At 39.1% G+C, this 14,986-nt stretch carries 17 protein-coding genes and 1 tRNA gene; 3 read left to right on the top strand and 15 right to left on the bottom strand.

Annotated features, from left to right (window positions below; translation table 11 throughout):
• Positions 1-16: 16 nt before the first annotated feature.
• The 4 genes from JOC54_RS07905 to JOC54_RS07890 form a co-directional block, all read right to left on the bottom strand.
• Positions 17-1,231 (bottom strand): MFS transporter, encoded by a 1,215-nt coding sequence (locus tag JOC54_RS07905; RefSeq protein WP_367617776.1) that lies wholly within the window; start codon positions 1,229-1,231, stop codon positions 17-19.
• A gap of 119 nt (positions 1,232-1,350) precedes the next feature.
• Entirely contained in the window at positions 1,351-1,842 is a 492-nt protein-coding gene (locus tag JOC54_RS07900; protein WP_035420992.1) for a YwpF-like family protein, read from the bottom strand.
• On the bottom strand, positions 1,839-1,988 hold the full coding sequence (locus JOC54_RS07895) for a hypothetical protein (protein ID WP_158332394.1): 150 nt from the start codon (positions 1,986-1,988) through the stop codon (positions 1,839-1,841). The genes JOC54_RS07900 and JOC54_RS07895 overlap by 4 nt, the downstream gene beginning before the upstream one ends.
• 51 nt (positions 1,989-2,039) lie before the next feature.
• On the bottom strand, positions 2,040-3,260 hold the full coding sequence (locus tag JOC54_RS07890; protein ID WP_367617775.1) for a MalY/PatB family protein: 1,221 nt from the start codon (positions 3,258-3,260) through the stop codon (positions 2,040-2,042).
• A 156-nt stretch (positions 3,261-3,416) separates the two neighbouring features.
• On the opposite strand from JOC54_RS07890, the gene JOC54_RS07885 reads away from it, so the two are divergent.
• Both JOC54_RS07885 and JOC54_RS07880 read left to right on the top strand, forming a co-directional pair.
• Positions 3,417-4,037, top strand: a complete 621-nt coding sequence (locus JOC54_RS07885; protein ID WP_035420991.1) for a deoxynucleoside kinase — start codon at positions 3,417-3,419, stop codon at positions 4,035-4,037.
• A gap of 13 nt (positions 4,038-4,050) precedes the next feature.
• Positions 4,051-4,683 (top strand): deoxynucleoside kinase, encoded by a 633-nt coding sequence (locus JOC54_RS07880; RefSeq protein WP_204465557.1) that lies wholly within the window; start codon positions 4,051-4,053, stop codon positions 4,681-4,683.
• Between the two features lie 32 nt (positions 4,684-4,715).
• Here JOC54_RS07880 and JOC54_RS07875 read toward each other — a convergent pair whose 3' ends face one another.
• From JOC54_RS07875 to cyoE, 6 genes are all read right to left on the bottom strand, one after another.
• A complete protein-coding gene (locus JOC54_RS07875; RefSeq protein ID WP_204465555.1) occupies positions 4,716-5,321 on the bottom strand; it encodes a restriction endonuclease in 606 nt (201 codons plus the stop codon).
• 213 nt (positions 5,322-5,534) lie between these two features.
• Entirely contained in the window at positions 5,535-6,161 is a 627-nt protein-coding gene (locus JOC54_RS22870) for a phosphatase PAP2 family protein (protein ID WP_204465553.1), read from the bottom strand.
• Between the two features lie 162 nt (positions 6,162-6,323).
• Positions 6,324-6,806 carry a small multi-drug export protein gene (locus JOC54_RS07865; RefSeq protein WP_204465551.1) on the bottom strand — a complete coding sequence of 161 codons (483 nt, stop codon included), beginning with the start codon at positions 6,804-6,806 and terminating at the stop codon, positions 6,324-6,326.
• A gap of 84 nt (positions 6,807-6,890) precedes the next feature.
• Positions 6,891-7,271, bottom strand: a complete 381-nt coding sequence (locus tag JOC54_RS07860) for a DUF1516 family protein (RefSeq protein WP_204465549.1) — start codon at positions 7,269-7,271, stop codon at positions 6,891-6,893.
• 61 nt (positions 7,272-7,332) lie between these two features.
• Positions 7,333-7,836 (bottom strand): CcdC family protein, encoded by a 504-nt coding sequence (locus JOC54_RS07855; protein WP_204465546.1) that lies wholly within the window; start codon positions 7,834-7,836, stop codon positions 7,333-7,335.
• A gap of 68 nt (positions 7,837-7,904) precedes the next feature.
• On the bottom strand, positions 7,905-8,840 hold the full coding sequence (gene cyoE / locus JOC54_RS07850) for a heme o synthase (RefSeq protein ID WP_035420987.1): 936 nt from the start codon (positions 8,838-8,840) through the stop codon (positions 7,905-7,907).
• A gap of 321 nt (positions 8,841-9,161) precedes the next feature.
• On the opposite strand from cyoE, the gene JOC54_RS07845 reads away from it, so the two are divergent.
• Positions 9,162-10,094 (top strand): manganese-dependent inorganic pyrophosphatase, encoded by a 933-nt coding sequence (locus JOC54_RS07845; RefSeq protein WP_204465545.1) that lies wholly within the window; start codon positions 9,162-9,164, stop codon positions 10,092-10,094.
• Between the two features lie 35 nt (positions 10,095-10,129).
• Here the strand turns inward: JOC54_RS07845 and JOC54_RS07840 are convergent, their stop codons facing one another.
• From JOC54_RS07840 to JOC54_RS07820, 5 genes are all read right to left on the bottom strand, one after another.
• Positions 10,130-11,317 carry a Ger(x)C family spore germination protein gene (locus JOC54_RS07840; RefSeq protein WP_204465543.1) on the bottom strand — a complete coding sequence of 396 codons (1,188 nt, stop codon included), beginning with the start codon at positions 11,315-11,317 and terminating at the stop codon, positions 10,130-10,132.
• Positions 11,311-12,774: a spore germination protein gene (locus JOC54_RS07835; RefSeq protein WP_204465540.1), complete on the bottom strand. Its 1,464-nt coding sequence runs from the start codon at positions 12,772-12,774 to the stop codon at positions 11,311-11,313. The genes JOC54_RS07840 and JOC54_RS07835 overlap by 7 nt, the downstream gene beginning before the upstream one ends.
• Positions 12,758-13,870, bottom strand: coding sequence for a GerAB/ArcD/ProY family transporter (locus tag JOC54_RS07830; protein ID WP_204465539.1), 1,113 nt, complete (start codon positions 13,868-13,870; stop codon positions 12,758-12,760). Before JOC54_RS07830 ends, JOC54_RS07835 begins: the two co-directional genes overlap by 17 nt.
• Before the next feature lie 138 nt (positions 13,871-14,008).
• Positions 14,009-14,081: transfer RNA gene (locus JOC54_RS07825), tRNA-Ala, on the bottom strand.
• 322 nt (positions 14,082-14,403) lie between these two features.
• Entirely contained in the window at positions 14,404-14,640 is a 237-nt protein-coding gene (locus JOC54_RS07820) for a hypothetical protein (protein WP_204465538.1), read from the bottom strand.
• Positions 14,641-14,986 lie beyond the last annotated feature (346 nt).

Raw genomic sequence — 14,986 nt, 5'->3', positions numbered from 1 at the left:
AAACAAAATCCGTCTATTACCACCACGTTCTGACCGCTTTTTTTTGCGGCCGAATCCCCCAAAAAACAAGAACAATTGTTACAAGGATGAGCAATGCATTTCCAACAAACGTATATAAATGACTTCCTTTCATAAACAAAGCAAATAAAGGAGGACCAACCGCTACACCGATAAAACGGGTACTATTATAAAAAGAAGAAATCGAGCCTCTTTGTTCTGCTGGAATTCCTTCTGTCACAAAGGCATCAAGGCTTGGTAACGTTGCACCAATGCCAATTCCAGCTGCAAATAATGCTGTGAGCATCATATACAATTCCTTATTGAATGAGACAATAAATACAGAAATCGCGAGTAACGATAAACCAGCGATGGTTACCCACCGCATTTTCGACTGATCTTGCCCAATTAATTTACCAGCTCCAAATGAACTAAGACATAGTGCAAGTAAAGGAAAAGCAAGAATAACCCCTTTTCGAATTCCGTGGATATGATGTGACTCCTCTAAAAATGTCGATAAATAAAAAAGCACACCAAATAAAATATACATACATACTCCACCAGCAATAAATACAGTGTATAGCCAGCGTCCCTCTCGCTTAAAAATCTTCTTAATCGACTTTAAAAACTGTCTGAAATTTTTTGGCTTTTTCATTTTCTCAGGGGTTTCAACAAGAAAGATCACTAGCAAAATAGCTAACGTACAAAACACTGGAAATGCAAAAAAAGGCATAAACCAAATAAATGATGCGAGTAGCGCACCGAAAATAGGACTTAACACTTTTCCAAACGTATTTGATGTTTCAATCAGACCGAGCCCTTCACTTACCTGCTGTTTGTCTTTAAACAAATCCCCTACAAAAGGCATGACAATAGGTGCTGCACCTGCCGCGCCAATCCCTTGCAACAATCGACCTATCAGGATGACCCAATAAGGATCAGCCATCTTCCATGAGGCAACACCTGCAATGAATCCGCCTACTCCTGCAATGATTAAACTCGGAACAATGACTTGTTTTCTTCCTATATGATCTGACAAGTAACCAGCGATTGGAATAAAAACAATTGCTACAACTGAATAAGCGGTGATAAGTAAACTGACCATAAATGAACTAATTTCTAACTCTTTACCGATTGTCGGTAATACGGGAATGAGCATGGAATTACCCAAAGTCATAACAAGCGGAACGGAAGATAGGGAAATGAGTCCCCATGTTTTTTTGACATTTGCCACGACGAATGTGCCCCTTTTTACGCTTTAGATAAATGTAGTATTGGCAATTATGTCAACGCTATGCAAGCAGTAAAAACAAGAAAAAACACATGAAGGGCTTTTGCCTTCATGTGCTTATTTTATAGGAGTTGATAATTCTTATCTTTTTTATAAGTATCATACACTTCTGCAATTGTCTTATCAGAGTAGGCTTCTAATTTTTCCACACGTCGCTTAAATTCATCTAAAACCACTTCTCGATTAATACCTTCTTCTAAAATATCTTCAAATACGTCTTCAAGAACATCATCACGACCAGAAACGATTTTCCCTTTTAAAACGACGCTTTTGCCCTCGGCTAATTCTGTGATCGACTCAATTGATGTAATCATAACTGCTGGATGATTGTTTTTACTAGTAATAACAACACTTACTAGCATATGGCGATCTGCCTCTTGTTCATTTTCAAACTGAATGGCATCTTCCTTTGAAATAACCGCATCTACAAACCATGTATGCTCATCATTCTCCATGTTAATAATTAATCCGTCTTTAAGCGGAATCAAGTGTTGTTTCATTTGTCCTTGTTGGCCGTCAATGACTTGTAAAGCGTGTAATTTAAATGTTTTCATGACACCCTACTCCTTCTAATGCCTGCATAAGTTTGTTGCTCCATCCATTGCAGCAACGCTTTTTCTTCAGTAGACAACTCTCTATTTAACTGTCGTGCGAAGTCTTGCTCTAATTTCTTAGATACACAATTAGAAGGTTTACTCATGGTTTCACGGCCCCTTTTAACTGATACATTCTCTACCTTATAATTCGCTCTTTATTGCTTCATTCCTGCATCAACATTGATCTTTTTATATGCATCATGGATTCTGTCCATCGCTTCTGCCAATGTTGTTCGAGGAGTAGCCAAATTCATTCGCTCGAAATGTTCCCCTTCTTCGCCAAAGATGGGCCCATGATTTAATGCGACTCTTGCCTCTTCTGTTAACCAGCGTTTCCGCTCATCTGCAGTGAAGCCAAGCTTTTCAAAATTAAGCCAAAGTAAATACGTTCCTTGCGGTTTAATCGGCTTGATTTCTGGCATGTGAGTGACTAAGTAATCCTCAACAAATTGGTAATTCCCTTGTACATAGTCCATTAATTCCGATAACCATGGCAAACCATGTTCATATGCTGCTTTAGTGGCAATCTGTGAAAACATATTTGCGCTATTCATAAATGTTAAAGCTAATGTTTTTCGATAATCAAGTCTGAGTTTGGCGTCCTTTATTACAACGTATGCACCTTGAACTCCAGCTAGATTAAAGGTTTTTGTAGCGGCCATCGTCGTGAACACTCTTTTTTCCAAGGATTGTAACACATTTGCAAATGGTGTATGCGTATAGCCATCAAACAATAAATCAGCATGAATTTCATCCGAAATCACATACAAATTGTGCTTCTCACAAATCTCCGCAAGCTGATACAACTCATCTTTTGACCAGACACGACCACCAGGATTATGCGGGTTACACAGCAATAATATTTTCGTTTTTTCTGTAATAATGGCCTCTAACCCTTGGAAATCCATTGTATATTGTTCGCCATCAAACCGTAGCGGATTTTTAACGACACGTCGATTGCTTTTCTCAATAACATCATAAAAAGGATAGTAAACTGGTGTTTGTATAATCACTTCATCATTTTCTTCTGTGAACGCTTTGATCAAATGATTAATCGCTGGAACGACTCCTGTTACATGAACAATATCAACTGGTTCAATTTTCCAATTATATTGATTGGAGATCCAGTTCACAATGGTATCATTTATGTCTGCTGATGGAGCTGGGTAGCCATAAACACCATGCTCGACCTTTTCCTTCAATGCTTGAATCACTTCTTCTGGAGCTTTAAAATCCATATCCGCAACCCACAGAGGAATTAAGTCATCTTTTCCAAATCGTTCTTTCGTTGCATCCCACTTCATACTGTCCGTGCCTTTACGTCCGATTACTTTATTAAAGTCATGTGCCATAAGCGCTTGGTATGCTCCCTTCACTATTGAACATTCTTTTTTAGTAGTTTAACACATTTCGACCTATTTCACTTTCTAGTCCGCTTTTTCGATAAATCATGATACACTAACTCAGGGATTACCTTACTAATTATTTTCTTATCTGTTAAGTAGGTCTGTTGCAAAAGGAGTGAATCAAGTATGACCACACCATTTATTTGTATAGAAGGTGTTATTGGGGTTGGAAAAACCACCTTAACAAAAGCAATTGCAAAGCATTTTCAAGTTGATTGTTTACTTGAAATTGTAGAAGAAAACCCTTATCTTGAAAAATTTTATGAGGATATGGATGCATGGAGTTTTCAAACGGAAATGTTTTTTCTCTGCAACCGTGTGAAACAATTAGAAGATATACATCCACTGCTTTTGCAAGGAAGACCCGTTGTTTCGGATTACCATTTAACGAAAAACGTTTTGTTTGCAAGAAGAACGCTCCAATTAAAAAAATGGAAGCAGTATGAGCGAATTTATCAGATCTTAAATGAATCATTGCCACAAGCAAGTGTCATAATTTATTTGAAAGCAAGTGTAGATACATTAATGGAGCGCATTCAACATCGAGGTCGAGCATTTGAATTGAAAATTGATCGTGATTATATTGCTCAGCTGGCTAGTGATTACGATGAGGCAATGAATACGTTAAAAACGCACACGACAGTCATCACAATTGAAACGGACCATTTAAATGTAATTGATAATCAAGCTGACTTGAACTTTATCATTGATCAGGTACAGCCGTACATATCCTCATATTTAAACTAAGGAGATTCGTCTTATGTCAGCAATTATTCCAACTAACTCAATTATTACCGTCGCAGGAACGGTTGGTGTCGGTAAAACGACGATGACTAGAAAACTTGCAGAAGCACTACAATTTAAAACTTCATTCGAAAAAGTTGATAATAACCCCTATCTCGATAAGTTTTACTCCGATTTTGAACGGTGGAGTTTTCATTTACAAATTTACTTTCTGGCTGAACGCTTTAAAGAGCAAAAGCATATGGTGGAGGTCGGAGGCGGCTTTATTCAAGATCGCTCCATTTACGAAGACACAGGAATCTTTGCGAAGATGCATGCCGATAAAGGAACAATGACGGAAATAGACTACGAAACATATACGAGTTTATTCGAAGCGATGGTGATGAATCCTTACTTTCCAAAACCGAATGTTCTTGTCTATCTTGAAGGAGATTTAGATACAATTCTTTCCCGTATCCAATCACGCGGTAGAGAAATGGAGAAACAAACACCTCTTTCATATTGGCAAGAGATGCACCAGCGCTATCAGGACTGGATTGATTCGTTTGATGCTTGTCCCGTCCTAAGACTAGATATAAGAGAATATGATTTGATTAACGATGATCAATGCATTAAGCGAATTGTAAACGAATTAGAAATCTACTTTTAAAGAAAAGGCGATCCACTCAAGGATTGCCTTTTTTATTTATAATAAAAGTCACCTGCCTGGATGCGACTTTTCGTTTGATCAACAAGCGTTAAAGCAGGTGTTGATTTTTCACTCTCTGCGTGATGAGGGCTTGCCAGTAACCAATACGCTTCTTCTAACCTGCCTTTACGTAAATGAATTGTCAGCTCCTCAAGATCCGCGCGTAGCAGAAAGCTTGTGTTTGTTTTGGAGGCGAGTTGCCAGCATGAATCGGTTACACCTTCTGCTGAAGTAATGACCATCGATTGATCAGCTCCATAAAATACCTGTGCAGCATAGGCTTCTTGAACACATGATAAGCCTAATTTAGCGTTGTACCGCTTCACTTGGACAATTACTCGCTTTTCTTCATCATTTATAATATAAAGGTCAGCTCCAAAATCTCTACTCTTTAACGTTTGATACGTTTGAAAACCAGCAGACGCAAATGCTACCGCGATGTAATCCTCAAACTCAATGCCGTCCATTCGGTCGATGTCACGTAACGTTATTTTTCTAACGTCAAAGCGTTTCCGCCGGCTTTGTTTCACATAAAAAACGACAATCAGCACAATAGCTAAACTTATGAAAAGCAGCCACAGTGGTTGAAATGATTCCACAAGCAGTCCCTCTTTTATCTTTATATATCGCTTAGTATAACACAGAAAAAAGCAGTCTGTTCGAATGAACAGACTGCTTTTTTCGTTTATCCGTCAAAAGACTCGTCAAACTTATAAACGAAAACCTTCACTGATTCAAGACCAATATTCATTATCGTTTATAAGTACCATTCTTGCCCTAATAAAAAAAAACTACAAGAACCCTGTTGCCGGTTAAACTTGCTGTTTTCTCCCGTAAAAAAACCAATAAGTAAAAGCAATAATTGCCCCACTCATTAAAAATCCACCCATAATATCCGTTGCATAATGAACGCCTAAGTAAACCCGTGAGAAGCCCATGACAAGAATAATGACTATAGCAAGACTTAACATCATCACTCGTAATGCCCCAGAAGGTATTCGCTCCCAAAGCAGAAAAACCAAAGCTCCATATAACGAAAGGGCGCCCATTGAATGACCGCTTGGAAAGCTATATGTTGTCAGCTCAATCATCATAAAATCTTCGGGCCTAACTCGAGCAATCGTATATTTTAATGTTGTATTAAACACGGCCGTAGCCGCCATTATTGTTCCTAAAAAGAAAAAGTCTCGCCAAGGCGCTTTTATAATAAATAACCCAATAAAAACAATGACAGTTAACACAACAACAGCTTCACTTGAACCGATAAATGCAAACCATTCCATAATAACCGTTACCCATCCAGCTCTGATACTCATCGCCGCTTCCAACATGAAAAGATCAAAGCGTTCAACAACATACAGCTGGAGAGTAAATGCAAGTAGAACAAATAACACTAAGCATGCGCTACCGATATATAGTGGTTTCGTGCTCTTATTCACGATACTCCCCCTCACATAATACTAGCCTTATTTTACTTCTTATTTTTAGTTTAACAAGTGGTTTATGGCCCTTTGACGTGAAATTTTCATGACCTTTACTAACTTAGTACGAGGAAGCCTAACCAAAAAACAGCCTTTGACTGAGAAGGCTGTTTTCAGAACTTATTCAGTCGTGCCGAAGAATGGCTCAAACCAATGTGATGCATAAACAGCAATAATGCCTAATATGACCGACCAAATAACTACGCCAGCAATCGTCCAAAAGAGAACCCTTCCTTTTGAGACGCCTAAGGCAACTGCTGTTGCCGCAGACAAATGGCTACTTACTAAAATAGATCCAAGAATACCTACACCCGGCATTCCGTATTTATTTAAAAAATATTTCGTCCGTTCTTTCCGCTTGTTATCTTTTGATGGACGCTTCTCTTGACCTCTACGTTTCTGCCTAGCCTGTTTCACTTTTGAACCTAAAAATACAACTGCTGCTACTCCTAGACTATTTCCAATGATTGAAACGATAACAACCGGTACAACGGGTTGTCCCAATAGTAAAATACCCACGGGAACGGTTATCATATACTCAATTAAAGGAATGAACGAGCCTATAAGCAACAAAAGCATTAAGACACTAGTATACTCTTCCACAACTCGCACCTCTTTCACCATAATAACCAGTTAACACCCGTTTTTTGCAAACAAAAAGAAGCATGCAGTGCATGCTTCTTTTTGTTAGAACTGAATTACACCGAATCCCATCAGCACAACGACAACAAGCAAAAGCAAAACGATAAATAACGAGCCTAGACTATTCTCATTTCGCTTCGCTTTACCAGCAGCGACTTCCATGAATGCGAGCATTAAAATGGCAATTAAACCTTTTGTTACATAAAATAAATCAAAATTTAAGGCAGCTAGCATTCCTATTCCTGAAACGAGCATGAGGACGTAAAAGAGTCTAGCAATCATATGTAAAATCGTACCTGCTTTGACTTTTCTGCTTCTATAAAGCAAATAGGCAATAAGAAAAAAGATTGCTAAAATTGCCCAAGAACCCTGGTGTATTCCTTGAAAGATTGAATAATACTCACTAAAAAATCCATCTGAACCCATTTTATAAATCCCCCTCTCCTTAGATTATTACCTCTATTATACAGTTAAAGTAGCAAAAATGCTATTTAGAAGGTGTTATAGAGGATTTATACGTATCTTGTTTCATCTTCGTATATTTCACAAGCATCGCTACTCGCCACGGCAATAACATACCGAATGCTAATAAGAAAAACATACCTGAAAGCTCAACTGGATTAATGTCTTGTCCAACAAGCAACCGCAAAACGATACGAACAAGTAAAAGGCCAATCAATATAAATGCGAATGCTTTGGAGCGCTTTAAATAAATATCTCCATTTTTCACTTCAAATTTAGATGTGTAAATTAATAGGATTGAAAAAAGCAAACCTGCTGCTAACGCTTCCATCACATGAAAAGCCGAGGGCCGCGTAGGTTCATAGAGAAACATAAGAAATCCCGTAGACATTGCTAGAGGAGGAATCATAATTCGTTTTGCTGATGTTGGTTTTTTGGACGCCCTCATTCGGATAACGAGTGCTACAGTTCCCATTAAAAAAGCCATTACTGTCGGTATAACGATATAGATCCAGCTCGTATCATCCATCGTAATCACCTTCTTTCCTTAGATTAAACAAAAGATAGTGCCTTGAATAAAAACAAGGCACTATCTTTTTAAAACAATGGGGCGAGTAACGAATAACCGATAATCGCTGTAAATAAAATCACCAAATGATTTAATGAAAAGACAAACATTAACGTGGCCCACTTTTTTGGCTCCATTCGTTTATGTCCGACAATGCTCACAACTAACCATGCTAATGCCAATAAAAACGCCACAAGCGTAATTACCCAGCTAAACGAAATAAACAAGAAACTGGCTAATACAAGCGCAACTAAATAAATATTTGTTTGCACAAACGTCCGTTTAAATCCTTTAACAACAGGAAGCATCGGTACGCTCGCTGCCTTGTATTCATCGTGTCGACGAATTGCAATTGCATAGAAGTGTGGCATTTGCCAAATAACCATGACTACAAACAATCCAACAACTGCTGGATGAAACATTTCTGCAGAGATAGCTGACCAACCAATCAGTGGTGGTACAGCTCCACTGATACTGCCAATCTCAGTGTTGTAAATTGTTCTTCTTTTCGACCACATTGTATAAGGTACTACATACAAAAACAAGCCGAGAAAACCAAATAACGCGGCAAGCGGCGTAGCTAAAAGCAATAGTATGATCCCTACTATTGAAAGCGAAATACCTAGCATTAGTGCATTAAATGGTTGCATTCTTCCTGTTACCGTCGGTCTATTCTTAGTTCGATCCATTATTGCATCAATATCTCTGTCATATAAATTGTTAAATGCACCTGCAGCACCGATAACTAAAGCAGACCCAAGAACTGCAAAGAAAATTTCAGGAATTTTTTCGCTGAATGAAGTGCCTGTAATATATAAAGCCAGACTAAGCCCTGCCATCATCGCTAATAAATTCGATTTAATAATCCCAGTCTTAAGCGTCTCTGATAATACTTGTGAAAATGCCTGTTTAGGCGCAGCAAGAGAGGTATTTTGGATGTTTTTTTCTATTTTTACCGTTCTCATAGATCCCCTCTTCCCCCCTATCTATTTAATTAGTTGTTATTTATTATTACAGTTAAGTTTATCATAACGAATCCAATACATAGTTACTTGGAAGAACTGTCGCTTCCTTGTCACGAAGTTATGGCTAAACGATGAACTTAGGCTTGTCTCTAATCACACACTTCTCTCATTATACGCTTTTTATTCATTAATGCAAAGCTTCAATCGGTTCGAATGAAACGGACTTTAGAGCAATATGTCAATTTCAATGTTTTCGACCGTATTCATAAAACATGTTATGATGTGGTGGACAATCACACTATGCTAAAGGAGACTGCCTTTATGTCTAAAACTCTTATTTTCGGTCACAAAAATCCTGATACAGATACGATTTGCTCTGCCATCGCTTATGCTGATTTAAAAAGTCAACTTGGTCACGATGTTGAACCCGTTCGTTTAGGAGAAGTAAACGGAGAAACTTTATTTGCATTGCAAACTTTTCAAACAGAGGCACCACGCTTCGTTGAAACAGTCTCTAATGAAACGGAGAACGTTATTTTAGTTGACCACAATGAACGTCAGCAAAGCGTTAGCGATATTGAAGAAGTTCACGTTAGAGAAGTAATTGATCATCATCGTATTGCTAATTTCGAAACGTCTGACCCAGTCTATTACCGTGCAGAACCCGTTGGATGTACAGCAACAATCATTTATAAGATCTACAAAGAAAATCAAATAAGCATCCCGCAATCAGTAGCCGGTTTAATGTTATCTGCTATTATCTCCGACTCTCTTTTATTTAAATCTCCAACATGTACAGCTGAAGACAAGGAAGTAGCTGAAGAACTTGCTAAAATTGCGAATGTCGATGCTTCCTCCTACGGTTTGGACATGCTTAAAGCAGGGGCGGATGTTTCAACAAAAACGTCAGAACAACTTCTGTCAATTGATGCAAAAGAATTTTCAATGAACGATTACGCCGTTGAAATCGCACAAGTCAACACGGTTGATATCAATGATATCCTTGTTCGAAAAAGTGAGCTTGAACAATCGATCCTAGCGATTAATGCTGCTAAAGAGCTCGACTTATTCGTTTTCGTTATTACAGATATTATCGAAAACAACTCTGTAGCTCTAGTTTTAGGTAAAGAAACAGCATCATTCGAACAAGCCTTTTCCGTTCAGTTGGATCAACATACTGCCTCTTTGCCAGGGGTTGTTTCACGCAAAAAACAAGTTGTTCCTCCTTTAACGGAAGCATTTCTAGCAAAATAAAAAACAAGGCTGCGTTAACAAACGCAGCCTTGTTTTTATCTTCGTTGCTCGCTTTCTGGCACACGATCGCGGTAGAATTCATATTCACCTGTATGCTCAATCTTTATTGTAACCTCAATGCTAAGCGGTGTATTTTCGTCTAAAGTAAATGAATCCCGCATGGTATTATACGATTGAACATGTTGGCGATAAAACACATTTTCTAAATCATAGATGTCTTTTCCTTGCTCAATTCCCAGTAAGAACGTTCTTTTCACTTCTTGCTTAATTGTCTCTTCTGATAACGCTTTTAATTCATTAATTGTTTTTGAAGCACCTAATGAAGGATCCGGTGGAAAATCTTCAATATCGGCGTTGGCATCAATTCGAATTCGAAATGCGGGAATATCGCCATCCAACTCTGAGGTAACCGTAGCAATTGGTCGCACGATATTTAGCGCAGCGATGGTGTTCTCATTCTCTTTTAGTACAAGAGGAGCATTAACTGTCGCATGATTTAACCAGCGTAAACCGATTAGTTGCTCGTCAGAAAACAAGATTGGTTCCTTCCCACCTTTTATTACAAAAGCACCGTCTGCAAAAAGTGACGTGTTTGTTTCGCCTTGATTACTCTTCCAGTTTTTTTCTAGTATTGATAAATTAGGTAGCTTAACCGACCTACCTGCCTCGGGGTATTCTCTCATTAGCTCATGTAAGGTGATCGGTTCAATAAAGGAACGCTCATGAAAAACCGCTTGCGGATTAAATAACTCAGTATGAATTGAATCTCCAAAGATATTTGTGACCATTAATACTTCAGTCAAATTTTCAGTTGTACCAAAAACCCATGGCGTCATCCGAACTTGCTGGAAGCGATACAACCCCTCGTTCATTTCAATTAAGGGATTATGTGCTAACGCTGTCTGACTGTAGACGATAGCATGTACATGTCCCCAATTTAATTGTTGATTTGTTCTTGGAACCAAGTTACTCAACGCAGATAATACCGTTTCTCCACGTGATATGCCAACCCATGCATTAGCGTTTCCATTTTGTCCTTCAGCACTGTTCACTGATAAATTGCCAAAATTGATGCTCTGACCATGTATTTCAAACTGCTTTTCTTTTTCATTATAATCAATCGCGATTGCCGTTATATATTGCATATCTTGCAAATCAACCGTATCCCAACACCCGCTTAGACAAAAACAAACGGTTACTATAAAGATTGCTTTTTTCACCATTCGTCTCTCCTCCTAGTTGAATCAACCGTATGAAGTGTTTTTGGTCGCCGTTTACGCCACATCCACGGTTTTGCCAGAAGACCAGACACAAAATCCTTTTTGCTAAAAGGAGATAGCGGGGATAAATAAGGCAAGCCAAACGATTCTAGACTAGCTAAGTAGAGAATAACTGAAATGACTCCAATACAAAATCCAAACATACCTAGAAATGCAGAAAGGATCAGTACATAGATGCGCATAATCGAAATTGTTCCAGATAAAACTTGACTTGTAATTGCAAAGGTCGAGACAACGGTCAAACCAACAACTACGAGCATCGTAGGTGATGTTAAACCAGCTCGAATTGCTGCATCACCAATAATCAGTCCACCTACAACAGCAAGTGTTTGTCCAACCGATTTCGGTAAGGTTGTTCCTGCTTCTCGGAAAAGTTCAAACAAAACAAGCATTAGGAAAATCTCAATTGTGGAAGAGATCGGCAAGCCTAACCGCGACACAAAAATAGTTGCCAAAAAAGGCAATGGGAGCTGGTCAACATGGAACGTGTTTAGAGCGATCCAAAACCCTGGCAAAAATAATGCAAACACCAGCCCTAAAACTCTTAATAAGCGTTGAAAAACGACAGCGAGAAAGGAGTTATGTAAGTCTTCAGCCGTTTTCAACACAAACATTAAATTAACAGGAGCAATGACTGCACCAGGAGAGCCATCGGTAATAACAACAAAGCGTCCGTTCTCTAGGCAGGCTGCAACAAAATCAGGTCGACTCGAAAAAACAGTTAAAGGAAAAAAAGTAAATTTTGTATTTGACATTCTTTCTTCAATTTCAGCCAAACTTAAGACAGAATCAGTATCAATCTGTTTAATGCGAGTTCGTGCTTCGTTAATAATCTCAGGTCTTGCCACATCTTTCATATAAAGCAATGACAATTGAGTTTGTCCACGTTTGCCAACCGTGAAACTTTCATTAATTAATGCTTTTGTTCTTAAACGTTTTCGAACTAACGCAATGTTCTCTTCTACGTCTTCTGTAAATCCATCACGTGGTCCGCGAAACGATATTTCTGTATTTGACTCTTCTGGACGTCTTTTTGGAAATTGAGCGAGCAAAACAGAATAGAGACAGTTATACGTTTCAATTAAGAAAAAAACTTCTCCTGAAAAGATTCTTTTCGCTAACTCATCCCAACTGCTCTCTGGTGATACATCTTCTAATTGAGCTCGTCCTAATTGATTTGCTTGTTGTAAAATAGCATACCCTTGTTCCTCGACCATCTCATGCAGGACAGAAACGACATCTTTCCTTAACGATTTCACATCAACAATCGAACGACAATAGATGATCTCTAATTTCTCTTTCTTGTCTTTATCGAAGTAATAAGTCTCAAACTTAACATCATCACTGTGTCCAAATACGCGTTTAAAGTCTTCAATTCGAAATTTAGTGTGTGGCTTCATGAGTTTGTTTTCCTCTCTCAATTCGCTTATGTTTCTTCCTTTTTTTCAAACTAACTAGAAACAGCCACAGTATAATCAGCACGGCAGAGAACAACGAAAAAGGCATGTAGAATCGGCTTAAATAGACAATAAACGTCGGCTCATCAAGGGGAATAAAAATTGTAAGCCACAACAAGAAAGTTAAAGAAAGGATGAGAACAAGTCGGCTTTTTTTTGTTTTAGCACCAAGTAAATCAACCGCAATATATAAACCTATTGCTTGTCGTGTAAAGGCACCAGCCAACCATTGAAAAATAGAGAAAAAATCCAATCGAGTTAAATACTGACCGAGTTCTAATACTCTCCATTGAGAGAAAGCAGGATATTTTAATCGCTCGGCCTCTTCAATCCCAAAAATAGTAATTGCTCCAACTAGTGGACCTAACGCTAACCCAAAGAGCAAAAAAGCTAAAACAAACAAATAACCTGTCTTTAATTTCGTTCGTGCATGGTGTTGGATAAATAAAATAAAAATCAATTCTGCAAACCCGCACATCACAAGAAAAGATGCAACGAACATATCACCATAGCCTTTTTCAAATAAAGGTAATAGCAAGGAATAATCTTTAATATGATAGTTGCCAATCCCAACTAGAAAACCTAAAGCAATAACAATTGGTAACAATATACCTGCAGTAAACACAATCGAACGTATTCCGTAATATGCAGCGAGACCACATAAAATAAGATAAGGTAAAGCGATGATCGCATTTGGGGTTAACTGCATGTATGTACTAGTGGTCCAAGTAATCGTATTAAATAACGTCACATATGCAAAAACAGCGAGATAAAAAAATAAAAATGCTTTAAATAAAGCTGAACCAAGTTTGCCTGTTCTACCTTGCACATAATCAGTAATCCGTTGTTGTTTTGTCCGCCTGCTTACAAAGACAATAAGCGGAACCCAAATAAGCAAATATGCCGCTGATAAGAGCACGCCAATCCATGAATCTCTTTCACCATACTGAAGAACAATCGGCATCATAATAACATGATTCATTAAACCGCTTGATAAAAGAATCAGCGGAAATAACTGTAGCATTGTTACTGACCTCATCAAGTCACCTCTTGGTTTTATGTCTATTGTTACTATTCCAGAGATGGTTAAATTTATGCAGTTCTTGGCTTTAATTACGAACAACGTATGGGCACTTAAGCACAAAAAAAGCATGCTCAATTGAGCATGCTTTTTATATGGAGCCTAGGGGGCTCGAACCCCTGACCTCAACGCTGCCAGCGTTGCGCTCTCCCAGCTGAGCTAAGGCCCCCGACTATGTAACCGTAATAAACCCCGGTAAGTCAACGTTAAGTCTACGATAAGCCCCGCCATAATCACGATATGAGACGTGCCTACCTATCCGATTCCTAGAGATTATAGCACGTTGTAGCGTTGCGTTGCAATAGTTAGGAGCGGAACGCTACGTACATTTTTCGATGGGGTAGCGGTTAGGTCACAACCACACGAAAGCAAGCGTGAGCGCGGCGAGTATCACAATCGACCACTGTTCATCGGTCAGCCAACGCGTCTTAACGACGTAGCTACCGTAACTCCCACGCACCTTTACGAGTTTGAGTTCCCGCGGTCTTACCTCACAGCTTGAGCGTGATTCCTCCGCGGAAAAGCGACCTAATGCGTCCCTGCTTCGGTTCAGCGGCTTCTTGCGCCCGATTGTCTGCGGCGGCGACTCCGTTTCCTTCTGCGACTCTTGCGCGATGATTACTTTCATCGTTGACGTCCCCCTCTCCGCGCTTACTTTCTTTTTCTAGTTGCGGGCTTTGTTCCCGCCATAGTACGGTATCTGCGCGGTTCCAACGAGGGGAGGGCATAGGGACGTCTCGCTTAAGATGCGGTTTAAGCTGCGCTAGGAACTCCGGGGAATGCGCCGCGGTGAATAAGGCTGCGCGGATTATCTGTGATCGGTCGAGCGTGGTGGCGTGGAACAGGTCGTTTACATACTCTTTGTAGATCGGCGCGTATCGTACGGTCGGGCGGTAAGGTGAATCGGTTTTGTTTGTCATTTTATAGCCTCCTTGACGTCTGATAATTACGTTTATGCGGAGGCGCTTGTCCACTATGCACAAAAAATCGTGCATCATGCGTATATATTCGTGCGTCGCGGTCAAGGCTATGTTTAATTAGCTGATATGTACAATTTACATAGCAGGTCATACA

The organism is Shouchella xiaoxiensis, assembly GCF_016907895.1.
Lineage (GTDB): Bacteria > Bacillota > Bacilli > Bacillales > Bacillaceae_D > Shouchella > Shouchella xiaoxiensis.
Note: the sequence above shows the minus strand (reverse complement) of the source record. Positions and strands in the feature narration are given on the sequence as shown.